Raw genomic sequence first — 22440 nt, 5'->3', positions numbered from 1 at the left:
TTACAGCTTGACTACTTAGAGCAGACTGATATATCGGTCTGCTTTTTTCTTTAGGCCCTTTAAACTGCCGGACCAATGATGTAGGATTGTGTAATTATAACGTAAAAGGGGTAGACGGCAGCATGCATGATTTGACCCGGGGACCAATTCTCAAACAGATTATCTGGTTCACGATTCCCTTGTTGATTGGGAATGTTTTTCAACAAATGTATACGGTGATCGATACGCTGATCGTGGGCCGGACAATTGGTGTGCAAGCTTTGGCGGCTGTGGGGTCCACCGGGAGTTTGTTCATGCTGATCATTGGCTTTGCCCAGTCCAACACGGCCGGGTTGGCCATCGTTACGGCGCAGCGTTATGGTTCACGGGATTTGCAAGGTGTGAAGAAATCCTTTGCGGCCAGTATTGTGATTTCTCTCGTGATCTCCGCTGTGTTGACCGCGCTGAGTTTGACTTTCACGATGCCGCTGCTGCGGCTGATGCAGACGCCGGAAGACATTATTCACGATGCAGCCAGTTTTATCTCAGTCCTGTTTGGCGGGATTGTAATCGCTGTATTTTACAATTTGTTTGCCAATATGCTGCGCGCGCTGGGCGATTCCCGGACGCCGCTGATTTTCCTGATTCTAGCCTGTATCGTGAACATTGGCTTGGATTTTTGGTTCATCCTCGGGTTCCACATGGGGGTCGCCGGGGCGGGGTACGCGTCTTTGACCGCTCAGGGGTTATCGGCGGTCTTAAGCGGCCTCTATATTTGGCGGCGGGTACCGGTCCTTGTCTTGCGGCGTAAGGATTTTCGCGGTCTGACCAAACAAATTTTTCCGCATATTCGTATTGGTTTGCCCATGGGTTTCCAGGCATCGATCATCTCGATTGGTTCCCTGATCATCCAGATCATGCTGAATACGCTGGGGTCCCAGTCCGTGGCGGCGTACACTGCAGCGGCCCGGATCGATGGTCTGGCGACCATGCCGGCGATGTCCTTTGGCATCACAATGGCGACCTTTGCCGCTCAGAATTTAGGGGCTCGGCACTATGATCGGATTCGCCAGGGTGTGAAGAAGGCGTTGATCACTTCGGTGACAGTCTCCATTGTTTTAGGGACCAGTATCATTTTGCTTGGCCGTCCCTTGGTGAATATGTTTGTGGGTAATCATCAGCCGCATATCACTAGCATGGCGCAAATTTATTTCCATTTTAATGCCAGTATGTACTTTCTTTTAGCGATTCTCTTCATCGTACGGTATACCTTGCAGGGCTTGGGCCAAAGCATGGTGCCGACGATTGCTGGGGTGATGGAGCTCGTGATGCGGACCTTTGCCGGCTTGATTCTTGTCCATCTTTTTGGATTTGCTGGTGCCTCCGCGGCGAATCCGCTGGCCTGGCTCGGATCGTTGATCGTGCTGATCAGTTCCTACGTGCAGACGATGCGCAAACTGAAAAGTTTGGCCATCAATCAGCCGGTGGCCGAGACGCCGCTGCCCTTGGGCCGTGGCCAGCACCCCTTAGAACAGCATCATCAGTCATAAATTGGGCTGATGCGATCCTTCGAGTAATTTTTTTACTCGGAGGATTTTTTTTCGCATTTTTTCGCTGGTTCACGTACTTAATAGGTGCAGGGGGGTGGACACATAATGGATGTAACCAAGCAGCTCATGGCGCCTGCCATTACGGCTCGCGTGTCGGACATCTATTTACGACCGGACCGCAACGGCTATGCCGTGATCTGGCGGCGGGTCAGTGGTCTGGAGACGGTCGCGGCATTGTCGTTGGCAGAAGGCCAGCAGGTAATCAATGCACTGAAGTATTTGGCACAGTTGGATGTCAGTGAGACCCGCCGGCCCCAATCAGGGATGTGGCGTTACGGCCCACAGCTCAATGTCCGCGTGGCGACGGTGGGAGATTATCTGGAACGGGAAAGCAGTGTGCTGCGGATTCTTTATCCGCTGACCAAAGAACCGCATTTGTTTTTTCCGAACCAGTTTGCCCTGCTCTGTGATTTAGCTCGGCAGCGAGGCTTGATCGCGTTTGCCGGGCCGATGGGTTCGGGAAAAACAACCTTGATGTACCAGGTGGCGGCGCAACTTGCCCGGCAGCAAGTCGTAATGGCAATTGAAGATCCAGTGGAAATTGCCCATCCCGGGATCAAACAGGTGCAGGTGAACGATACGGCGGGTATGACCTATCCCGTGTTGTTGAAGGCTGCCCTGCGCGAACGGCCGGATGTGCTGATCATCGGCGAAGTCCGGGACGCGCCCACTGCAAAACTGGCCTTCGAAGCCGCTCTCAGCGGCCATTCGGTCTTTACGACGATCCACGCGCGGACCACTGGCGGGATCATTGGGCGCATGCTGCAAATGGGTCTGCCGGCCGAGGTGCTGCGCAACAGTCTGACCGGGTTAGTGTATCAGCGCCTGCTGCCAGGGCAGAATGGGCCGACGCAGTTATTGTGCGACACGGCGTCCCAAACAGCCCTGGCTCAACTGATCGAACAGCCCCAGCAATGTTTCATTGCCTGGCAGCAGGCTCTGCGGACCCTCTACGGAGACGGGCAAATCTCGCGGGAAACGGCGGTGCAGTTTCAATATGGGTAAACAACCGGCGAAGATCAAGTATCAGGAAGAAACGTTCTTCATCGTCCAGGTAGGTAAAATGCTACAGCACGGTCTGTCCCTACCGGTGGCCATCGATTATATCGCCCGCACCCGGCCGACCTTGCGTACCGCCGCTCGCCGGTTGGGTCATTTGCTGCAGTCTGGCTGCAGTCTGGCTGCAGGCATGCGTCAGGTGGGCTTCTCGGCGCCGTTATGCGATCAGGTCGCCATGGCCCAGGCCCATGGCCGGCTGAGCCATTTCTTGATGCGGGTGGGCCGCTTCCAGCAAGGCCAGCGCCAACGGATGCAAAAGCTGCAAAAGGCCTGTGTCTACCCCATGTTTCTGCTGGGCTTTGTAGGCGTGATTCTCTTACTGGTCCGCCTGGTGATTCGGCCGCAATTTGCAGCGCTGGGGATGACCGGGGAAACTGGCTTTAGCCGCTGGCTGACGACTGGTTTTGGGGTGCTGGTGCTAGTTGGCTGTCTGCTCGGGTGGTCCGGCTATCGTTGCTGGCACGCGCCGATGACTGGTCAGCGAGTTGCCCGCATTTTCCACTGGCCCGTGGTCGGCAGCACGCTGCGCTGCTATATTTATCACACGCTGCTCTATGACTTGAGTATGCTGCTGGGCAACGGTTGGACGATGAAGGAAATCATTGCGCTGCAGAGTGCCTTCGGTGAAGGCTCGCTGGTTGCTGCGCTGCTCAAAGATATGGAGACGGAGTTTCGTACCGGTACGGGCTTTGTGACCATTGTCGACCGCCTGGTTTATTTTCCCAGCGAAGTCGCCAGCCTCCTGGCCCAGGGCAGCAGTGCCCAAGAACTAGCGGGGGAGCTGGAGGTTTTGGCCGACCAGTACTACGAGCAGATGCTGACCCGCATTGATAAGCTGATTACGCGGATTCAACCAGCCTGCTTTTTGCTGGTGGCGTTGTCGGTGCTGTGCATTTACGGTGAGCTGCTGCTGCCGATTTATGGGTAGATGCAGATTTTGAATTAATTAAACGAAGAAAATGGAGGAATTATCATGATGACATTGGTTAAGAAGCAATGGATGGCGAAGCGGAAGGAACGGAAGGGTTTCACGCTTTTGGAAATGCTTTTGGTGGTTTTCATTATTGCAGCGTTGTTGCTTTTGGTGCTGCCGAACCTGATCAATCAGCAGGACAAGGTGACGGCACAGACGGATCAGGCATTTATCACGACTGTTCAGAATCAGGTAACGTTGTACAGCTCTGATAACAACGGAAAAAAACCGCAAAGTTTCTCTGATCTTGAGGGGAAAAACGGAGCAGTAGGCTACCTGTCAACGGAGCAGCTAGATAAAGCAAAACAAAAGCTTATTCTGAAAGATGGTATCGTTTCAATGCAATCGAGTGGGACAGGGGATGGAAAGGGATAGGAAGGCGTTTACGCTTGCCGAGTCACTGATTGTTGTCGGTTGTATCTGTCTCCTTGCCCTAATGGCAGTTCCGCAACTGACAATATTAGGCAATCAAATGACGACCCGCGCAGTTCTTGACCGTTTCAAAGCAATGTACGAGAAATACGAGAACCGGGCGCGGTTAACTCGGCAAGCATACAGGATTGTCAGAAAAGAGAATACAGATGGCAGTGTCTCCTTGTGTGAGTCAAATGATTGCATGATGTTGCCAAAAACAATGACAGTGTCAGTGAATGGCGGTATACCGTGGATTACAGAAAAAAACATTGTACCGTGTACTTGGACATTTATCGACAAAACTGCCAAGGAAGAGTACAGCGTGACAGTCCAATTGGGATGGGGGCGATTATTTGAGAAAAAGGAAAAGTGGGTTTCTCCTCGCTGAGCGATAACGGCACTCTTCGTGTTGACAGCAGTGGTCATCTTGTATATGACAACCACGACCCATATCAACAGTCAGTTGCACCACGACAGCCAGCAAGCAGCACTAAATGCAGCGCTGCTCGCCGCCATTCGGCACGGAGGACACGAGCCCGTGACTTTGCGCCAGGACGGTCAAATTTTTTAGCTCAGCTCGAACCGACTGGGGTGACCGGCAAAGGTCCAGATATCCGGGGCCACTGGTCATGGTGAGGCGGCAGGGGTTTACCTTAATGGAAACACTCGTCAGCCTACTGATTGTTTTGGCCTTTTGCGAGTTGGCAACACTGGTAGTGCACCACACGTTGACCAGCAAAGATACCTAGGGATTGGGCGCTGATCAGTTCAGTTGGTATCTCGCTACCTCGCAATTGACTGAGTACCTATACGACAAAACAGTCATCTCCGTGACGGATCACACTGCCTATCTCGCAACGAAGAACCAGACTCAGCCTACAGCACTGTTGGAGTTTTACCAACCAGAAAAGCCGGTCAATCAGCCGTTTATGATTTGGATGCGGCGGCTCAATGGTCAGGGTTCAGGAGGTCATGCCCCAATTATTACGGGTATCCTGAGCAAAGGCACTTTCTCATTAATTAATGATCGCATTCTGCGGTTGACGGTGCGGTTGCGGTCCCGGACAGAGAAGAAAGGAGTCATCTATGAAGTTGACCTGCCGATTGCTGGTCCAGCGCCGCCAAGCCATGATCCTCCCGACCGCGTTGGTTCTCACCGCACTGTTGCTGAGCCTGTTTGCAATGACTGTCAGCCAGGGGTTGAACCGCGCCCAAGCGTGGCATGAGCTGATTCAAAAGCAGCAGTTGGAATCGGCATTTCTCATTGCTAAAAGAAATGTGGCTAACGGCGTATACGATGGGATGATTTCTTTTGGTCGTGGACAGCGGGCCGAGTGGTTTTGGCGGCATGATCAGCCAGAAAAGCAACGGCAAATTACCGTGACGTTATATCCTAGTGGTGTTAAGCAGCATCACACCTTGGATAAAATCTATTGATTACCGTTTCCATTCCCAATAAGCCGGCATCTCACAAGTAAAATACCAGTTGGTCAAATGCATGGATAATGTTACAATTATTCGTGTATTTTTGTTTTTTGGAAGGAGATCAAATTGGCAGAGGCAGACACAGTACAACAGGTTTTTGCACCTTTGGACGAGGCGATCACGACCCTCAGCGATGACTTGCGGGTCTCTTATTGGGCGGCGCTGCCAGAAGAGTTGGCGAACCTTAATAATAACGAGATTCACGTGGAAAATGGGGCGCCGACTGCAGCCGCCATTGCCCAATTAACTGCACTGGGGGACCGGTTCAAGGCAGCTAAAGCAGCAGTGGGGTTGACGGCAACGCAAACAGCGATCCAATTAACGATCGTCAAGGGAATGCGGGAAGCAAAGATTGACGCCAATTTGATGATTACACCAGAGGCGATCGGCACTCTGGTGGCGACCGTTGCGGACGTGATTTTGGCTGGTGCGCCCAGCACCACGATCTTGGACCCCAGTGTCGGCACCGGCAATCTGCTGCTCACCGTAATGCGGCAGCTGCCGCTGGCCGGGGACGCCCACCGGCACGGCTATGGGGTGGACAACAATGAAGACTTGCTGGCCGTGGCCGATGCCTTTGCGCGGCAATTGAACGAGTCAGTGGAATGGTTCCACCAAGATGGTATTGCGCCATTAGTCGTTCCGCCGGTCGACATGGTCGTCAACGAGCCGCCAGTGGGTTATTATCCATTGGACGACGTCGCAAAAGACTTTGCCACCCGAGCTGAAGAGGGCCATTCCTTTGCCCACCACTTGTTTATCGAACAAGGCATGCATTACGTTCAGGATGGCGGTTTCGGTTTCTTCATTATTCCCACGGCGCTATTTAATTCGAAGGAAGCCAGGGGCTTGACCGCTTGGATGGCCCAGCAGACGTACATTCAAGCGCTGCTGGAATTACCCAAGGGCTTGTTCCAGGATGAGAACGTGGCAAAATCGATCCTTGTGCTGCAAAAACACGGCGGCGCCGCTCAGCAGGCAAAACAGATCCTGCTGGCAGGGATCCCTAATCCGGACGACCACCGGGGCATTGCGGAATTCTTCCAAAACGTACGCGATTGGCGCAAAGATAACATCAAGACCAATCATTAATCTTACCCAAGTAAGCGATTTTAGCGTATGCTGGAATCAGCTCATGACGAAAGCAGGTTAAACATCAATGAAAATTTTGGCGGTGAACACGGGCAGCTCAACTTTAAAGTGGAAGCTGTATGATATGCCCGCAGAGCATGTGATTGCGGAAGGTATGCTGGACCGGATGGGTCTGGGCGACTCGGTTTTTACAGTAAAATTCAATGGCGAAAAAACCAAAGAAGTGGGCGACATCAAGAACGCTGAAGAGGCGGTCAAAAAATTGATGGCTACGCTGATCGATCGCAAAATTATCGGCAGCTTTGACGAAATTCAAGGCATCGGTCATCGGATCGTTGCTGGGGGCGAAACATTTGAGCATTCGGCGCTGATGACACCGGAGAATATCCAAAAGGTCAAGGATTTGGCGGATTTTGCGCCGCTGCATAACCCGGCTGAAGCCGGCGGCATTGAGGCGTTTGCCAAGCTGCTGCCGAATGTGCCCCAGGTGGGCGTGTTTGACACGGCGTTCCATTCCACCATGCCCCAGGAGAATTACCTGTATAGTATTCCCATGGAATACTACCGCAAATACGGTGCCCGCAAGTATGGCGCCCACGGGACCAGTCATCGGTACGTTTCTGCGCGGGCAGCTGAACTGCTCCATGCAGATTTGAAGTCGCTGAAGATGATCACGCTGCACATGGGCAGCGGGGTTTCGGTCACCGCCATTAAAGATGGTAAGTCTCTGGATACGTCCATGGGCTTCACGCCGCTGGCCGGGGTAACGATGTCCACTCGCTCGGGCGATATTGATGCGTCCCTGGTCGCTTATCTGATGGGCAAATTGAATATCACGGATCCTAACCAGATGGTGGATATTTTGAACACGAAGTCTGGTATTCTCGGGCTTTCTGAACTGTCTCCGGATATGCGCCAACTGGAACAAACCATCGATACCCGGCCGCAATCCAAGCTGGCCATTGATATCTTTGTCAACCGAATCATTAAGTACATCGGGTCTTACACCGCCATCATGGGCGGCCTGGATGTTCTGGTCTTCACCGCCGGCATTGGCGAAGGCGATATCAAGATGCGGGCGCGGATCGTCAACAAGCTCAATTATATGGGTGCGAAGATTGATCCGAAACGTAATGACGTCATAGCCAAGGAACGCTTGATTTCCACTGATGATTCCAAGGTCAAGGTCATGCTGGTCCCGACCAACGAAGAATTAATGATTGCCCGGGATACTGTCCGCGTGGCCCACTTGGATTAATTGCTCAAACCCTTTTGGAACCCTGAGAAGAAGGCATCTAAGCCTTTTTCGAAGGGTTTCTGTTTTAGAAAGCGAGGTGCCGCCATGACTTTGTTATATTGTGTGATCGTGGTCGCTTTGACCATCGTGGTCGTCATCGAACGACGGGCTCTGCGCATTAAAGCAAAACACCGCTGGTGGTTTACAATACTCTTGTGGGTGGTGGCCTTGGTCATGCTGGTGGTGCCGTTTTGGCAGCATACCAGTCAGGAATATCTGATCAGCGGATTGTTTGTCGCCGCCGTGCTGATTCTTTTGACCCTCTGGCGCCAGGGCTTGGCCGACTTTGCCGTGATCAACGGTATGCTGGCGACCCGGGCTTATAGCGGACTGACCGGTTATCTGCTGGTACCGGAAAAAGACACGGTCGCTGCAACGTTTTACGGCGGCAGCGTGCGGGTCACTACATTGCATTTGCTGGCAACCGCTGACCAAATCACAGCGCTGCTCAGCACCCAGGCACCGCAAATCAAACGGTTGACTAAAGCACCGGAAAACCAGTGACTTGCAGCAAACCCACGTTCTCTATACAATAGTAAGTGACTACTTTAGATAGAGGTGATGCGTGATGGCAAGACATCGCCGGCGATTACAGCATGTGGGCCAGATCGTATCCGCTGATCGCATGCGCCAGTACGTGGCCCATGCGCAGTTGGAAGATCTGCAGTTTGTCCAGCAGCTGATCGATGAACGGACGGAAGAAATTTTGGCTGAGCAGGGCGCGGGTGAATTCCCCGCCTTTGCCCGGCTGGCCCAGAAGCGGCAGGACCAACTGGTCGTGCTGCAGCGGCTCATTGATCACGAGCAGGGGCGGGGCTATTACCAAAAACATGCCACAGCCCCCAGCTTTTTCCACGATTACTTACGGGATTATCCCACTGATGCGATTTTTGATGCGACCCATGAGTTGTGGGATATTGACGACGCCCTGCGCCGGATGCAGGCGGCTATCGGCCCCATCATTCAATGGCAGCGGCGGATCCGCAAGGCCGGGTTCACCATTAACCAAACACGCCATTCCCAGCGCAGCCTGAGCGTGTATCTCTATTTGCCGATCCATCAGGCCGAGGCATTTGCGATTGTTTTTGGGCAAAACTTCGATGTTCCACGGTTTCTGGACATGGTGGCGCATCGGCCGACGGATCCAGAGTTCAGCGTGCGGCTGTCAGACCACGTGACCGGCTTGTACTATAATCAAAGAGAAGGGGCTCAGCGGCGATACCGCGAGGCCGATATCAATCTATACGTATAGATAGAAAAAGAGGTTGAACATGACTGAAAAACGGGCATTATTCATCATTTTTGGCGGGTCAGGCGACTTGGCCCAGCGTAAGCTTTATCCAGCGCTGTACGGTCTGTATTATCAGGGCCGGCTGGCTAAGCATTTCGCCGTGATCGGTACCGCGCGGCGCCCCTGGACCGACGACCATTACCACGACATCATTAAGCAGTCGCTGGTGGGAGCGCCGGGGTCAGCGCATCAAAAGACTGAATTTGCGGAGCATTTCTACTATCAGTCCCACGATGTGACCGACGCTGCCCATTATGTCACGTTGCGGGATTTGGCGGAAAAGCTGGACAAGCAATATGCCTTAGACGGTAATCGGGTCTTTTACATGGCGATGGCCCCGCGGTTCTTCGCGACCATTGCGGAACATGTCAAATCCGAGCAGCTGCTGTCTGCCAAAGGGTTCAATCGCTTGATCGTGGAGAAGCCTTTCGGTCGGGACTTTGCAACCGCCAAGCAATTGAACGATGATATTTCCCAAGCTTTTTCCGAGGAACAAATTTATCGGATCGATCACTACTTGGGTAAAGAAATGGTGCAGGACATCATGCCGTTGCGCTTTGCCAATCCACTGCTGGGCCATGCTTGGTCCAAGGACTTCATCGATAATATTCAAATCACTTTGGCCGAAGATATTGGTGTCGAAGAGCGTGCCGGGTATTATGAGACCGCCGGTGCCCTGCGGGATATGGTCCAGAACCATATTTTCCAAATCATTGCCATGCTGACGATGGAGAAACCGGCGAGATATGATGCGGCATCGATTCACGCAGCGAAGCGCGCGGTATTGTCTGCCATCAAACCGTATACGCCGACCCAAGTGCACGACGAATTTGTCCGCGGCCAATATCTTGGCGGGGATGATATCGGGCTGTCATACCGGGAAGAAGACAATATCGCGTCCGATTCCACAGTGGAGACTTACGTGGCCGGCCGGGTGGATATTGACAATGACCGTTGGCGCGGAGTGCCAATTTATATCCGCACCGGCAAGCGGCTGAAGGCCAAGCAATCGCGGATCGACATTGTTTTTAAGCCGACCAGCGACAATATTTTGCCGACAGTCAATGATACTCATGTCGCGCCGAACGTTTTGACGCTGATCATTGAACCGGAGACCGGGATGCACCTGACTTTGAACGGTAAAGAGATCGGCACCAGCGATGCCGTGAGTCCGTTCACCCTGGACCATGCGTTGGATCAGGACGAATTAGCCAAAGCACCGGAAGCCTATCAGCGGTTAATGTTGAACATCCTGGACGGCAATAAGCTCACCTTCACCCACTGGGCGGAATTGGCGGCCAGCTGGCACTTCATTGATGCCATTCGGACTGTTTGGGACAATGACAAAGCAGACGGCTTAGCCTTTTACAACAGCGGGACCATGGGGCCGCAACAAGCAGATGATCTGCTGGCCCGGGATCACCGACAGTGGATCTGGCAGGGCGACACGACGAAATAGGATCAAAACGCGAGGTGCACTCCACGGGGTGGCCCCGCGTTTTTTCCGCTGCTAGCGAGAAAGGAGAGCAGCCATGCTAGGCCGATTACCGATTATTCAACACAACGACCGCCGCATCATTCACCTCGACATGGATGCCTTCTATGCTTCGGTGGAGGAACGGGAGCATCCTGAATTTGTCGGCCGGCCGCTGGTGATCGCGCGCAACCCCAGGGAAACCCACGGCAAGGGAGTGGTCACCACCGCCAACTATGTCGCCCGGTCTTTCGGCGTTCACTCGGCGATGCCGGCCAATCAGGCGGCTCAGCTCCTAGCCGGGGAGCCGGTCATTTGGCAGCCGCCTAATTTTCCGTTATACCGCAGTGTGTCTGCTCAGGTGCACCAAATCATGCATCGGGTCACCCCCTTCATCGAACCCTTGGCCTTGGATGAGGCGTATTTGGACGTGGGCGCCCGGTTCCCGGAATGGTCACAGACGGTGCGAGCGGCGGCCTATCTGCAACGCACGATTCGCCAGGAGACTCGGCTGACCTGTTCGGTGGGAATTTCGTATAATAAGTATTTGGCCAAACTGGCGTCAGACTTTAATAAGCCTTTCGGCCGTACGATCATCACGCCGGCGGCGGCTCCGGTATTTCTGGACCGCCTGCCGATTCGCAAGTTTCAGGGGGTCGGGGAGAAGACGGCACCGCGTTTGTTGGCGATGGGCATTGCCACCGGAGCGGAGCTGCGCCAGCTGACGCTGACCCAACTCACCGATGCTTTTGGTAAATTCGGTTATATGTTGTATCGCCGCATTCGCGGTGTTGACGACCGGCCGGTGGCCTATGCCCGGGAACGCAAGTCGATTGGCAAGGAGCGCACCTTTGCACCTTTTCTGACCTCGGATGAAGCCAGCACGCGCCGGATCACGACGTTGGCTCAGGAAGTGGCGGCATTGCTGCAAAGCAAGCAGCGCAAGGGCAGCACGGTGACGTTAAAGATGCGGGACGGGGAGTTTAATACAGAAACCAAGCGGGTGACGCTGAAGGAACCGACCCAGGATGCCCAGCTGATTACCAGCGTTGCCCTGCAACTCTGGCAAAAATATGGCGCTGCCATCCTGGCTAATGGTGTTCGCTTGCTGGGCGTCACGGTCTCCAGTCTCGTGCCGGTGACCATGGAGAACCTCACCCTGCCCGTGTTTGACTAGCACCTATGGTATACTGATTCTCAGAAATGGATGGGGTGGCAGTGGCAACAAAACACGAAAAAATTATCCAATATATCGCGGATACTGATATTGGCCAAAAAATATCGGTACGCAGCGTGGCTCGCCAGATGGGGGTCTCCGAGGGAACGGCTTACCGGGCAATCAAGTCAGCAGAAACCGAGGGGCTGGTCGCGACGGTGCCCCGAGTCGGGACGATTCGCGTGGAAAAAACCATTCGCGGGGACATCAAGAACCTGACCTTCGGCGATATTTTGCGGATCATTGACGGCACGCTGTTTGGCGGGGAAACTGGGCTGCAGCATCGGCTGGACCGCTTCGTGATTGGGGCAATGACCACCGATGCGATGCGCGATTATATCACCCCAGGGGCGATGCTCATCGTCGGTAACCGAGAGGACGCGCAGCTGATGGCCCTGGGCAACGGGGCCGGGGTCTTGATCACTGGCGGGTTCACCGCCAGTCCGGCGGTGGTCGCCGCCGCTGACAAGGCGGCGCTGCCCTTGATCGGCTCAAACTACGACAGTTTCACAGTGGCCACGATCATCAATCGGGCGATTTCTGATCAGCAAATTAAGAAAGAAATCGTCACGGTGGCCGATGCCTATGTGCCCATCGCCCAGACTGCTTATCTCCGGCAAGACGAGACGGTGTCCCGCTATCGCCAGCTGGCCAAGGCCGTGAAGCATTCCCGCTTCCCGGTGGTTGCTCGCGACATGCGGGTGGTCGGGGTGATTACCGCGAAAGATCTGCTCACGGCGTCGGCGGAAACCACGCTGGACCGAGTGATGACTAAGAATCCGGTCACGGTGCGCAAAGAAATGAGCGTTGCTTCGGTTTCCCACTTGATGGCCTGGAACAGCATTGAAATGATTCCTGTGGTAGACGCGGAGTTTCGACTCTTGGGGATTGTCACCCGGACGGATGTCATGCGCAATCTGCCCACCCCGGGTCACCAGAGCGAGGGCAGCGACACGTTTTTTGATGCGATCCACACGAGTTTGCGGACCAACGAAGACAATCGCCGCTGGCAGACGATCGTTACTCCCCAGATGACCAACTCACTGGGGACCATCGCGGTTGGCGTCTTGTCCGAAATGATCACGGATGTCGCCCAGGATTTCTTAAAACATAATTATCAAAAACGATCGCTGATCGAACAGATCACGGTCAATTATTTAAAATTGATTCAATTGGAACATCGCGTCCAAATCGTGCCGGAATTACTGGATCTGGGCCGGCGCTCGGCCAAGCTGGAAATTACTGTGAGCGCGGAACACGTGCTCAGTGCCAAGGCGTTCGTGGTGTGTCAAATACTGGAGGAAGAATAAATGGCTGTTAATGAAGCAAGATTGACGGAAATTATCAAGACGATCCAAGCGTACGATACGATCATCATCCATCGCCACGAGCATCCGGACCCCGACGCGATCGGGTCCCAGGGCGGTCTGGCGGAGATGCTGAAGCTGTCCTTCCCAGAAAAAAAAGTCTATGCCGTGGGTGCGGATATTGGCAATCTGGGCTGGCTGAACACGATGGATACGGTGGCCGACGACGTGTATCAAAACGCTCTGGTGATCGTGACTGACACTGCTAATACCCCCCGAATCTGCGATCAGCGCTTCAGCACTGGGAAAGCCTTGATTAAGATCGATCACCATCCCAATGATGATCCTTACGGGGATATCACTTATGTGGACGTTGATGCGTCCAGCTGTTCGGAAATCATTGTGGATTTGTTCCACGCCGGCCACGGTCAGCTCAAGTTGAACGGCGCCGCTGCCCGGCTGCTCTACGCCGGTATCGTCGGCGATACCGGCCGCTTCTTATATCCGGCAACCACGAGCAAGACATTCCGAGCGGTCAGTGAACTCGTGACCTATGACTTTTCCCCGGCAGATGTTTCCCAGCGGATGAACGAAATTAATTTAGGCCAGGCCAGACTGCAGAGCTATGTGTTCAACCATTTGCAGGTGGATGACCACGGGGCGGCCTGGGTGATCATTCCCCAGGCGGCGTTAAAGGAATTGGGTATCAGCAATGATGATGCCTCGGCCGCCGTCTCCACCCCTGGCCGCCTGCGGGACGTCAAGGCGTGGTTGGAGTTCGTGGAAAACCCCGCTGGACCCTATCGCGTACATTTGCGTTCTAAAGGACCGGTGATCAATGAATTGGCTAAAGCCCACGACGGCGGCGGCCATCCGCTGGCCAGCGGGGCCAAGGCCAAAGACCAGGCAGAAATCGACACCATGATTCAGCAGTTGCAGACCCTCGTGGCCGCTTGGCACGACTAAGCGCTCGAGTCTGGAGAGGAGTTTTCACTAGATGAGCACATTCGCTCAATATAATTTCCCTGATTTCTTAAATCAGGCACTGACCGCGATTCACTTCACCACGCCGACGGAAGCCCAAGAGGCACTTTTACCGCCCATCCTGGCGGGCAAGGATGTCGTGGGTCAAGCAGAGACCGGCAGCGGCAAGACCCATGCTTTCCTGTTACCGATTCTGGCTGGTATTCAAACGGCGGAACACACCGTTCAGGCGGTCATCACCGCCCCGAGTCGGGAATTGGCGGAGCAGTTGAAGGACGCAGCGGAACAACTCGTCAGCCGCCAGGAGCCCCAAACCCGAATTTTGCTCGCTGTGGGCGGTACCGATAAGGAGCGGCTGGTGGAGAAAATCGAACACCGCCAGCCCCAGCTGGTTATCGGGACCCCCGGCCGGTTGGCGGATCTCGTGACCAGTCATGTGCTGCAGGTGCAGACCACGCGGTATTTTGTTGTCGATGAGGCCGACATGTCTCTGGACATGGGCTTTTTGACCGATGTCGACCATATCGCCTCGGCGATGCCGACCAAATTACAGATGCTGGTTTTCTCGGCGACGATCCCAGAAAAGCTGCAGCCGTTTTTGCGCAAGTACATGCACAGTCCGGAAATGGTGCGGGTGGCTTTAAAGTCAGTGATTTCCCCAACCATCAAGAATATCCTGCTGGCCACCAAGGGCCGGGATCACAACCGGATCATCAATACCTTATTGCACATCGGCCAACCGTTTTTGGCGCTGGTTTTTGCCAACACGAAAGAGCGGGTCGATGAACTCTATGATTATCTGCAAAAACAGGGATTGAAAGTCGCTAAGATCCATGGGGATATTCCCCCGCGGGAACGACGGCGGACAATGAAGGAAGTCCGCGACTTGCAGTATCAGTATGTTGTCGCCACTGATTTGGCGGCCCGGGGAATCGATGTTCCGGGCGTATCGCTGGTGATCAACGATGACTTCCCCAAGGACCCGGAATTCTTTATCCATCGCGTGGGCCGGACCGGCCGAAACGGCTTGGCCGGTACCGCCATTTCTCTTTATGATCCGGAGCAGGAACAGCAAGTGGCCCAAATCGAAGGCTTAGGCATCAGTTTTGTACCGGAAGAATTGAAAGACGGCGAACTGGTGGCGGCTAATGACCGCAACCGCCGCCGGGATCGGCAGGGTGTTGCCCAGGCCATTGACCCCAGTATCAAGGGCATGGTGGCCAAGGAAAAGAAGAAGCGCATGCCCGGATATAAGAATAAGATCCGCAAGGCAATCAAAGTGGATGCCCGGCGGAAACGGAAGATCGCACGAAGGGAGCAGCGGCGCAAATGATGAATCCTCAGCAGTTGAATCGGCCGACCTGGGAGCAGTTAACGGGGGAACAACAGCATTTGCTGTTTACTCAAATCCTGCGGTACTTCGTCAATCCGCTGCTGCCCACGACTGAAATAGCGCCGGTGCGCATCACCGTTCAGGGGAAAAACTTTGCCTCCCAAACGGTGATGATTGCCGGCCAGCGTTACATCTTTGTGCCTGGTCAGCTCCAGGCTCAGCTAGGCTATCAGGTGACCGGTCGAGAAGTGCTGACGCCCCAGCTATGGGATGACGGCAATGCAGTCTTGGAACATCCGGATTTACCGGCCATGGCGTTGACCACCAATGGCCAGCGGGAGCGGTATTTGACTGATTTTACCACCGCTCCGCGGACAGCGGACATTCCGCCGCTGCTCGTGGCTCAGCAGCCTTTGCCCATTGATCAGCGCAGTGTCGGGCTTTACACGCCTGGGACTGATGATTTTTCAGGGGATGTCGTGACGTTTAAGAAGATCCGCCAAACTGTGGGCAGCCAGTTGCGCCAAGCACCCCGGGCGATCGTCACCCCGGAAATGAGTATTTATTTCGTGCCCACCGCCGTGCTGGGTGAATATCAGCTGCGCGTCGCGGAGGCACTGCCGCCCATGGTTTTGACCCAGACCTTGGCGCGTCAGGGATTTTCTGTCTTGGCCCCAGATGAGTACGAATACGTGGTCAGCGGCGGTCAAACAACGCTGTTCCCATGGGGCGCTCAGGGGCTGACCGACCTGCCGCCGGTGATTCCCAACCGCTTCGGCATTCGCTTCAGTGCACGTCAATACACAGCGGAGATGACCACGGATCCGCTGACCTGGCGAGGCGGTTGGCCAGTCTCTGGCGGGCAGAAAAAAGTGGAAGCACAACTGCCGTTTTCGGCCTTCTATGACAGCGGCCGGCTGCCCGGTTTTGGCGATCTGCCTTTGCCCCAGCAAGTCTATCATCAGGTGATCCGGGTCTCGTTTGACGACGATGACCGGTAGCTTTACCACTTTTTTACAAAAATCAGTCGTCAACGTGACAAAAAAGGAGTATCGTACTCTGTGAAATCGAAGGTTGCTGATTTTTCAAGGCTATGGTCATTTCTAAGAGGAGTTATTTCTTTATGCAAACATTGATTTTTGGTCACCGCGGTTATCCCGCCCGCTTCGCAGAAAACAGTCTTCAGGGCTTCCAGTATGTCTGTGCCCACCACATTGACGGTATTGAAACCGATGTACAGCGGACTAGTGACGGCCATTTAGTCATTATCCATGATGAAACTATCGATCGCACGACCGATGGCAGCGGCTATGTGAAAGACATGACCTTGGCTGAGCTGCAGTCGTGGCATCAAGCTAACGGGGAATCGATTCCTACCTTGGCTCAGTTTCTGGATGCGCTGGGCAATTGGCACGGCCAAATCAACATTGAATTTAAGACCGGCAAAGTTCGCTACCCGGGCATTGAAGCCGAGACTCAGCGGGCAGTCGCGGCAGCTGGGCGGACCGACGAGGTCGTCTACTCGTCGTTTAACCCGGATAGTTTAGTCGCGCTGCACGAAATCGCCCCTGAACAACCTGTGGCACTGCTGGCCAAAGAAGCGACCCCGGAGAAAGTCGCACCGGTTCAAAATATTTTATCGGCCTTGCATTTGGAAAAGATGGAAACGCCCAGCCAGCTGCCGGAACGGATCTGGACTGTCAACGATCCGTGGCAGATGCGGGCGCTGTTCCGGGCGCCAAAAGTCGTCGCCATCATCACCGATAAGTTTGAGGAAGCGCAAGACGTCCGCCAGCTGCAAACCAGCAAGCAGACGGCATAACGGCGTTGCACGGGGCTTTTTCTCGTGGTATACTCAAATTTGTTTGGGACATGCAGACCGTGTCCCGCTGCTGCAGAGAAGCCCCGGCTGGTGCGAGGGGTGCCGCGGAACGGTCTGTGCTACCCGCTGATCGTCACCGATCACTAATTTAATCAATCAAAGTGGTAATGATAAACATCATTGCAATCAAGGTGGTACCGCGTGCAAGCGCCCTTGAATGCGATGATGTTTTTTTACCGGCAAGAAAGAGGCAGTCAACTGATGAAAGAAATGAGCAGTGCCCAAGTACGGCAAACGTTCCTGGACTTTTGGCAATCCAAGGGGCACGACGTAGAGCCCTCTGCGTCGCTGATCCCGAAGGACGACCCGACGCTATTATGGATCAATTCCGGGGTCGCCACGTTGAAGAAGTATTTCGACGGGACCGTGATCCCGAAGAATCCGCGAATTACCAACGCCCAGAAGAGTATCCGCACGAATGATATTGAGAATGTTGGGAAAACCGCCCGGCACCAGACATTCTTTGAAATGCTGGGAAACTTCTCCGTCGGCGATTATTTCAAAAAAGAAGTCATTCCCTGGGCTTGGGAACTGCTGACGGATCCGAAATGGTTTGGCTTTGAACCGGACCGGCTGTACATGACGGTGTACCCGAAGGACACAGAAACTTACAAATTATGGCAGGAGGCCGGCGTCAAGAAAGATCATTTGGTTTTGGCCGAAGATAACTTCTGGGATATCGGCGGCGGCCCCAGCGGTCCGGACTCCGAGATTTTCTACGATCGCGGTCAGCACTACAACAATGTCGCGGAAGACGATCCAGAAAATTATCCCGGTGGTGAGAACGAACGCTATTTGGAGATTTGGAACATTGTCTTTTCTGAATTCAACCATCTGCCCGATGGCCGCTATGTTGAACAGCCCCATAAAAACATCGATACCGGCATGGGTCTGGAACGGGTCGTATCGATTTTCCAGGATGCGCCGACAAACTTCGAGACGGATCTGTTCATGCCGATGATCCGTGAGGCGGAAACGCTCAGCGGTAAAAAGTACGGCGTGGACAACAAACACGACGTCAGCTTCAAAATCATCGCGGATCACGCCCGGGCAGTCACCTTTGCCATCGGCGATGGCGCGATGCCATCCAATGAAGGCCGCGGCTATGTATTGCGCCGGTTGATTCGCCGGGCTGTCTTGAACGGCAAGAAACTGGGCATCGACAAGCCGTTCCTGTACCAGCTGGTGCCGGTCGTGGGCGAGATCATGAAGAGCTACTATCCGGAGCCTCTGGCCCAAAAGGACTTCATCGCCCACATCATCAAGGGTGAAGAGGAGCGGTTCCAGGCGACGCTGAATGACGGCTTAGATATTCTGGACGGCCGCATTGCGGACCTGCAAAAGGCTGGTGAAAAAGTCTTCCCCGGCGCCGATGCCTTCAAGCTGTTTGATACCTATGGCTTCCCAGTGGAACTGACTGTGGAGTCCGCGGCGGATGAAGGCCTGTCCGTGGACATGAAAGGCTTTAAGGCCGCCATGCAGGCCCAGAAGGATCGGGCTCGCTCGGCGCGGAAAGACGTTAATTCCATGGGTTCCCAGAACAAGCTCTTGATGGATATTAAGGACGAGAGCAAGTTCACCGGGTACGATGAATTGACGACCACTGGCGCCACACTGACTCACCTGATTGTCAAGACGACTGATGGCGATCAGTCAATCGACAAGGAAGTCGACGCCGTCACCAGCGGCAAAGCCGAACTGTTATTCGATAAGACCCCGTTCTACGCCGAAATGGGCGGCCAAGTGGCCGATCACGGGACCATTGAAGACACGGATGGCAACGCAGTGGCCAAGGTCACTGATGTACAGCACGCGCCGAATGGTCAAAACATTCACTTCGTTGACGTTTTGGGCAATCTTGAAGCACACCAGACGTATACGCTGAAAGTAAATCGGACGTTCCGCTTGGCGGTGCGCAAGAACCATACGGCGACCCATTTGCTGGACCAAGCGTTGCGGGAAGTTCTGGGGGCCCACACGCATCAAGCAGGATCCCTAGTGGAACCCGATTACCTGCGCTTTGATTTCAATCATCAAGGCCAAGTCACCCCGGCAGAATTGCAGCAGCTGGAAGATACAGTGAACGCCAAGATTTATGCTGAAATTCCGGTCAAGACGACAGTCACGGACCTGGCCACTGCCCAGAAGATGGGCGCCATTGCGCTGTTCACCGATAAATACGGTGACCGGGTACGGGTCGTGAATATCGGCGACTGGTCGATTGAATTGTGCGGCGGCACGCATGTCAAGAATACTGCCGAGATCGGCTTGTTCAAGATCACGTCTGAATCTGCAATTGGGGCCGGTGTACGGCGGATCGAAGCAGTCACGTCGAAAGCCGCCGTGGCTTACGTCGATCAGCAGATGCAGCTCCTGAATCAGACGGCTCAAATCGTCAAGGCCAATCAAGTCCAGGATACCCCGGAACGGGTTAGTCAGTTGCAAAAGGACTTGAAGCGCACCGACAAAGAGCTGACGGCGCTCCAGGCGAAGATGGCAGCAGCGCAGGCCAATTCTGTCTTCGACAATGCCGAAACCATCAATGGTCTGCAAGTGATTACGGCCCAAGTGAAGGTTGACGGCATGAATGCGCTGCGGCAAATGGTGGATCAGTGGAAGAGCAAGGATGCGTCCGATGTTCTGGTCCTGGCGACCGCTGCGAACGGCAAAGCCAACTTGATTGCCGCCGCCAATGACAAAGCCCAAAAGCAGGGCGTTAAAGCTGGCAATTTGATCAAAGCCATTGCGCCGATCGTTGGCGGTGGCGGCGGTGGCCGATCGGACATGGCCCAAGCCGGCGGCAAACAACCAGAAAAAATTAATGAGGCGTTAACCGCTGTCAAAGCGGCATTAGGCCAGGCTTGATGATTTAGGCCAGTGCCTGAAGGTTGTGTTTTCATGCTCAATTCGTTAGAATAGTTGGTGATTTATGATTGGGTTTAGCCCGGTCTAGGTTTTCGAAAAGAGGGGTGCCTTATGAGTTCACTCGATAAAACAATGCATTTTAGTTTCGCGGAGGATCAAAGCAAGAATGTCCGGGAAACCTTGCAAACCGTTTACAAAGCGCTGGAAGAAAAGGGATACAACCCGATCAATCAGATCGTGGGTTATTTACTTTCCGGCGACCCGGCGTACATTCCCCGTTATAACGATGCACGGACGCTCATTGGCAAACATGAGCGCGACGAAATCATCGAAGAACTGGTACGCACGTATCTCCATCAAGAGCTGAAGTAATGCGCTTGATGGGTTTAGACGTGGGATCAAAGACTGTCGGCGTCGCCGTCAGCGATCCCTTGGGCTGGACGGCTCAGGGAGTCGAAATTATTCCCATTGACGAGCATCAGCATCAGTTCGGGCTGGACCGGGTGGCCGAACTGGTCGATCAGTACGAAGTCACCGGGTTTGTTCTGGGCTTTCCGAAAAACATGAACAATTCCATCGGTGAACGGGCCAAGAAGTCCAAAGCATATGGCCAGTATTTGACCGATCGGTTTCATTTGCCCGTCGATTTTATTGACGAGCGCCTGACTACGGTCGAAGCCAACCGGATGCTGATTGAAGGTGCAGATGCATCCCGGAAGAAACGCAAGCAGGTAGTCGATAAAGTCGCAGCAGTTCTGATCTTACAGAACTACTTGGATGCCGGCGGCAAGTTGACCAAGTCGGTACAGTAGAGGAGTACACCATGGCAGATAAAAACCACATTCACAATGGCGATAGTTTCGCTGATGACCAACGGCAAATCACGTTAGTCGACGATCAAGGGAACGAAGAGTTATTTGAAGTCTTGTTCACCTTTGATTCTGAAGATTACGGCAAGTCTTACGTCTTGCTTTATCCGGCGGGAGCCAAGGCCGATGAAGAGATCGAGATTCAGGCGTTCTCTTTCACTCCGGACGAGGATGGCTATGCTACTGCGGGTGATCTGTACCCAATAGAGAATGACGCCGAGTGGGACATGGTCGAAGAAGTGCTGAATACCTTCATGGCCGACAACGAGGACGATGAAGACGACGAATAACCGGCACGGCCAACGATCAGTTGGCTAAGAGACGGTAAGGGATCGCGTGGACTGGGGGCAGCAGCTGCCTGGTTCACGCGATTTCTTTCGCTGATACCGCAGTTATGGTAAACTGGTGTCTAATGTGATTGATAAATTGGAGGTTTCCCTGTGGCTGACGATAAGCGACGCTACAAAGCAACGATTGGCAAAAAGACGTATACGATCGTCGGTCCCGGCAGCGACGAGTTCATGGCGACCGTAACGGCAGTCCTGAATACCCAGCTGGACCAGATCAAGTCTCTGGCGCCGCAGTTGACGGAAACGGACGCGGCCATTTTATTGGCTTTTAATACGATTTCAGATTCCATCAAATTGAAGGAAGAGGTCAAAGCACTGCAGGCCCGCTTGGCGGACCCCGACAGCAGCGCGGCGCACCCCCAAGACCAGGAGTAGTGGCTGTTTTCATGTTGAGTTTGGTAGTTATCTTGATCCTGTTATACGGCATCTATGGCGGTGCTCGGCGCGGTATTTACCTGCAAGGAATGTATACGGTGGGTTATTTTATTGCGCTGATCGCGGCCCTTTTGGGATACCGGGCACTCGGTCCCCATCTTGATTTATGGGTGCCGTATCCGTCCGCTAGTATGAACAGTTTCTTTGCTTTCTTCACCACAACCAGCGGTTTGGATTTGGATCAGCCTTATTACAACGCCTGTGCTTTTCTGCTGATTTTCGTGATTGGTTGGCTGATCGTGCATATTGTGATGCTTTGGTTCACGCCAATGCAATTTATGCCGGTCACCGATGCCTTGAACAGTGTTGGCGGGATGCTGCTGGGTTTTATTTGCCAATACATGGCCGTGTTTATGGCCATTTATTTTGTCGCGCTGATTCCCATCGACGGGATGCAGCATGCATTGGCGAATTCCTGGATGGCGCGCATGATGATGGCCACGCCCGGTCTGTCCCAGGTGTTTTTGCACTGGTGGGTGCTGAGCGTTTAGATTAATTAATTGTATCGAGAAGAAGGACTGCGAC

Annotated in this window: 24 protein-coding genes; all 24 read left to right on the top strand. The window is 53.8% G+C overall.

All coding sequences use genetic code 11. The features are described 5' to 3' along the window. Window positions 1-122 precede the first annotated feature (122 nt). The 24 genes from FMM01_RS06275 (at window position 123) to FMM01_RS06165 (ending at window position 22406) form a co-directional block, all read left to right on the top strand. Window positions 123-1529, top strand: coding sequence for an MATE family efflux transporter (locus FMM01_RS06275; RefSeq protein ID WP_150391942.1), 1407 nt, complete (start codon window positions 123-125; stop codon window positions 1527-1529). A 105-nt stretch (window positions 1530-1634) separates the two neighbouring features. After that, window positions 1635-2594, top strand: coding sequence for an ATPase, T2SS/T4P/T4SS family (locus tag FMM01_RS06270; RefSeq protein WP_150391941.1), 960 nt, complete (start codon window positions 1635-1637; stop codon window positions 2592-2594). Continuing rightward, complete coding sequence (locus FMM01_RS06265) at window positions 2587-3576, top strand: type II secretion system F family protein (protein WP_150391940.1); 990 nt, start codon at window positions 2587-2589, stop codon at window positions 3574-3576. The genes FMM01_RS06270 and FMM01_RS06265 overlap by 8 nt, the downstream gene beginning before the upstream one ends. Before the next feature lie 45 nt (window positions 3577-3621). Continuing rightward, entirely contained in the window at window positions 3622-3996 is a 375-nt protein-coding gene (comGC, locus tag FMM01_RS06260; protein ID WP_150391939.1) for a competence type IV pilus major pilin ComGC, read from the top strand. Window positions 3997-4462: 466 nt separating this feature from the next. Further along, window positions 4463-4606, top strand: a complete 144-nt coding sequence (locus FMM01_RS16200; RefSeq protein ID WP_190973470.1) for a hypothetical protein — start codon at window positions 4463-4465, stop codon at window positions 4604-4606. Between the two features lie 58 nt (window positions 4607-4664). Further along, window positions 4665-4784 carry a prepilin-type N-terminal cleavage/methylation domain-containing protein gene (locus FMM01_RS16740; RefSeq protein WP_150391938.1) on the top strand — a complete coding sequence of 40 codons (120 nt, stop codon included), beginning with the start codon at window positions 4665-4667 and terminating at the stop codon, window positions 4782-4784. 337 nt (window positions 4785-5121) lie between these two features. Then, window positions 5122-5472, top strand: a complete 351-nt coding sequence (locus FMM01_RS06250) for a hypothetical protein (RefSeq protein ID WP_150391937.1) — start codon at window positions 5122-5124, stop codon at window positions 5470-5472. Between the two features lie 114 nt (window positions 5473-5586). Continuing rightward, window positions 5587-6612, top strand: coding sequence for a class I SAM-dependent methyltransferase (locus FMM01_RS06245; RefSeq protein WP_150391936.1), 1026 nt, complete (start codon window positions 5587-5589; stop codon window positions 6610-6612). 67 nt (window positions 6613-6679) lie between these two features. After that, complete coding sequence (locus FMM01_RS06240; RefSeq protein WP_150391935.1) at window positions 6680-7870, top strand: acetate/propionate family kinase; 1191 nt, start codon at window positions 6680-6682, stop codon at window positions 7868-7870. Between the two features lie 84 nt (window positions 7871-7954). Further along, window positions 7955-8413, top strand: coding sequence for a hypothetical protein (locus FMM01_RS06235; protein WP_150391934.1), 459 nt, complete (start codon window positions 7955-7957; stop codon window positions 8411-8413). A gap of 64 nt (window positions 8414-8477) precedes the next feature. Next, window positions 8478-9161, top strand: a complete 684-nt coding sequence (locus tag FMM01_RS06230) for a hypothetical protein (protein WP_150391933.1) — start codon at window positions 8478-8480, stop codon at window positions 9159-9161. Between the two features lie 19 nt (window positions 9162-9180). Next, on the top strand, window positions 9181-10659 hold the full coding sequence (gene zwf / locus FMM01_RS06225; RefSeq protein WP_150391932.1) for a glucose-6-phosphate dehydrogenase: 1479 nt from the start codon (window positions 9181-9183) through the stop codon (window positions 10657-10659). A gap of 73 nt (window positions 10660-10732) precedes the next feature. Further along, window positions 10733-11851, top strand: coding sequence for a DNA polymerase IV (gene dinB, locus FMM01_RS06220; protein WP_150391931.1), 1119 nt, complete (start codon window positions 10733-10735; stop codon window positions 11849-11851). 41 nt (window positions 11852-11892) lie between these two features. Further along, a complete protein-coding gene (locus FMM01_RS06215) occupies window positions 11893-13200 on the top strand; it encodes a DRTGG domain-containing protein (RefSeq protein WP_063515801.1) in 1308 nt (435 codons plus the stop codon). Further along, complete coding sequence (locus FMM01_RS06210) at window positions 13201-14163, top strand: DHH family phosphoesterase (RefSeq protein WP_150391930.1); 963 nt, start codon at window positions 13201-13203, stop codon at window positions 14161-14163. It begins immediately after the preceding gene. A gap of 31 nt (window positions 14164-14194) precedes the next feature. Beyond that, window positions 14195-15514 carry a DEAD/DEAH box helicase gene (locus FMM01_RS06205; protein WP_150391929.1) on the top strand — a complete coding sequence of 440 codons (1320 nt, stop codon included), beginning with the start codon at window positions 14195-14197 and terminating at the stop codon, window positions 15512-15514. After that, window positions 15511-16515, top strand: a complete 1005-nt coding sequence (locus tag FMM01_RS06200) for a hypothetical protein (protein WP_150391928.1) — start codon at window positions 15511-15513, stop codon at window positions 16513-16515. Before FMM01_RS06205 ends, FMM01_RS06200 begins: the two co-directional genes overlap by 4 nt. A gap of 122 nt (window positions 16516-16637) precedes the next feature. Continuing rightward, window positions 16638-17336 carry a glycerophosphodiester phosphodiesterase gene (locus tag FMM01_RS06195; protein WP_146994107.1) on the top strand — a complete coding sequence of 233 codons (699 nt, stop codon included), beginning with the start codon at window positions 16638-16640 and terminating at the stop codon, window positions 17334-17336. A gap of 261 nt (window positions 17337-17597) precedes the next feature. Then, on the top strand, window positions 17598-20261 hold the full coding sequence (gene alaS, locus FMM01_RS06190; protein WP_150391927.1) for an alanine--tRNA ligase: 2664 nt from the start codon (window positions 17598-17600) through the stop codon (window positions 20259-20261). A 111-nt stretch (window positions 20262-20372) separates the two neighbouring features. Continuing rightward, entirely contained in the window at window positions 20373-20633 is a 261-nt protein-coding gene (locus FMM01_RS06185; RefSeq protein ID WP_027828187.1) for an IreB family regulatory phosphoprotein, read from the top strand. Further along, entirely contained in the window at window positions 20633-21073 is a 441-nt protein-coding gene (gene ruvX, locus FMM01_RS06180; RefSeq protein WP_063516902.1) for a Holliday junction resolvase RuvX, read from the top strand. The genes FMM01_RS06185 and ruvX overlap by 1 nt, the downstream gene beginning before the upstream one ends. Window positions 21074-21084: 11 nt before the next feature. Next, a complete protein-coding gene (locus FMM01_RS06175; RefSeq protein WP_150391926.1) occupies window positions 21085-21420 on the top strand; it encodes a DUF1292 domain-containing protein in 336 nt (111 codons plus the stop codon). 150 nt (window positions 21421-21570) lie between these two features. Further along, complete coding sequence (locus FMM01_RS06170; RefSeq protein ID WP_027828184.1) at window positions 21571-21855, top strand: cell division protein ZapA; 285 nt, start codon at window positions 21571-21573, stop codon at window positions 21853-21855. 11 nt (window positions 21856-21866) lie between these two features. Further along, window positions 21867-22406, top strand: coding sequence for a CvpA family protein (locus tag FMM01_RS06165; RefSeq protein WP_150391925.1), 540 nt, complete (start codon window positions 21867-21869; stop codon window positions 22404-22406). Window positions 22407-22440 lie beyond the last annotated feature (34 nt).

Origin of the sequence: Schleiferilactobacillus harbinensis (assembly GCF_008694105.1) — a bacterium.
In the GTDB taxonomy this organism is placed as follows: Bacteria; Bacillota; Bacilli; order Lactobacillales; family Lactobacillaceae; genus Schleiferilactobacillus; species Schleiferilactobacillus harbinensis.
This window is presented reverse-complemented; position numbering and strand designations above follow the sequence as displayed.

Excerpts from the sequence above, each read along its gene's own strand:
- comGC (WP_150391939.1), top strand. The coding sequence starts at position 3,622 with ATGATGACATTGGTTAAGAAGCAATGGATGGCGAAGCGGAAGGAACGG.
- FMM01_RS06240 (WP_150391935.1), top strand. The coding sequence starts at position 6,680 with ATGAAAATTTTGGCGGTGAACACGGGCAGCTCAACTTTAAAGTGGAAG.
- FMM01_RS06265 (WP_150391940.1), top strand. The coding sequence starts at position 2,587 with ATGGGTAAACAACCGGCGAAGATCAAGTATCAGGAAGAAACGTTCTTC.
- FMM01_RS16740 (WP_150391938.1), top strand. The coding sequence starts at position 4,665 with ATGGTGAGGCGGCAGGGGTTTACCTTAATGGAAACACTCGTCAGCCTA.
- FMM01_RS06210 (WP_150391930.1), top strand. The coding sequence starts at position 13,201 with ATGGCTGTTAATGAAGCAAGATTGACGGAAATTATCAAGACGATCCAA.
- FMM01_RS06200 (WP_150391928.1), top strand. The coding sequence starts at position 15,511 with ATGATGAATCCTCAGCAGTTGAATCGGCCGACCTGGGAGCAGTTAACG.
- FMM01_RS06185 (WP_027828187.1), top strand. The coding sequence starts at position 20,373 with ATGAGTTCACTCGATAAAACAATGCATTTTAGTTTCGCGGAGGATCAA.
- FMM01_RS06275 (WP_150391942.1), top strand. The coding sequence starts at position 123 with ATGCATGATTTGACCCGGGGACCAATTCTCAAACAGATTATCTGGTTC.
- zwf (WP_150391932.1), top strand. The coding sequence starts at position 9,181 with ATGACTGAAAAACGGGCATTATTCATCATTTTTGGCGGGTCAGGCGAC.
- alaS (WP_150391927.1), top strand. The coding sequence starts at position 17,598 with ATGAAAGAAATGAGCAGTGCCCAAGTACGGCAAACGTTCCTGGACTTT.
- FMM01_RS06195 (WP_146994107.1), top strand. The coding sequence starts at position 16,638 with ATGCAAACATTGATTTTTGGTCACCGCGGTTATCCCGCCCGCTTCGCA.
- FMM01_RS06205 (WP_150391929.1), top strand. The coding sequence starts at position 14,195 with ATGAGCACATTCGCTCAATATAATTTCCCTGATTTCTTAAATCAGGCA.
- ruvX (WP_063516902.1), top strand. The coding sequence starts at position 20,633 with ATGCGCTTGATGGGTTTAGACGTGGGATCAAAGACTGTCGGCGTCGCC.
- dinB (WP_150391931.1), top strand. The coding sequence starts at position 10,733 with ATGCTAGGCCGATTACCGATTATTCAACACAACGACCGCCGCATCATT.
- FMM01_RS06250 (WP_150391937.1), top strand. The coding sequence starts at position 5,122 with ATGAAGTTGACCTGCCGATTGCTGGTCCAGCGCCGCCAAGCCATGATC.
- FMM01_RS06175 (WP_150391926.1), top strand. The coding sequence starts at position 21,085 with ATGGCAGATAAAAACCACATTCACAATGGCGATAGTTTCGCTGATGAC.
- FMM01_RS06165 (WP_150391925.1), top strand. The coding sequence starts at position 21,867 with ATGTTGAGTTTGGTAGTTATCTTGATCCTGTTATACGGCATCTATGGC.
- FMM01_RS06270 (WP_150391941.1), top strand. The coding sequence starts at position 1,635 with ATGGATGTAACCAAGCAGCTCATGGCGCCTGCCATTACGGCTCGCGTG.
- FMM01_RS06235 (WP_150391934.1), top strand. The coding sequence starts at position 7,955 with ATGACTTTGTTATATTGTGTGATCGTGGTCGCTTTGACCATCGTGGTC.
- FMM01_RS06230 (WP_150391933.1), top strand. The coding sequence starts at position 8,478 with ATGGCAAGACATCGCCGGCGATTACAGCATGTGGGCCAGATCGTATCC.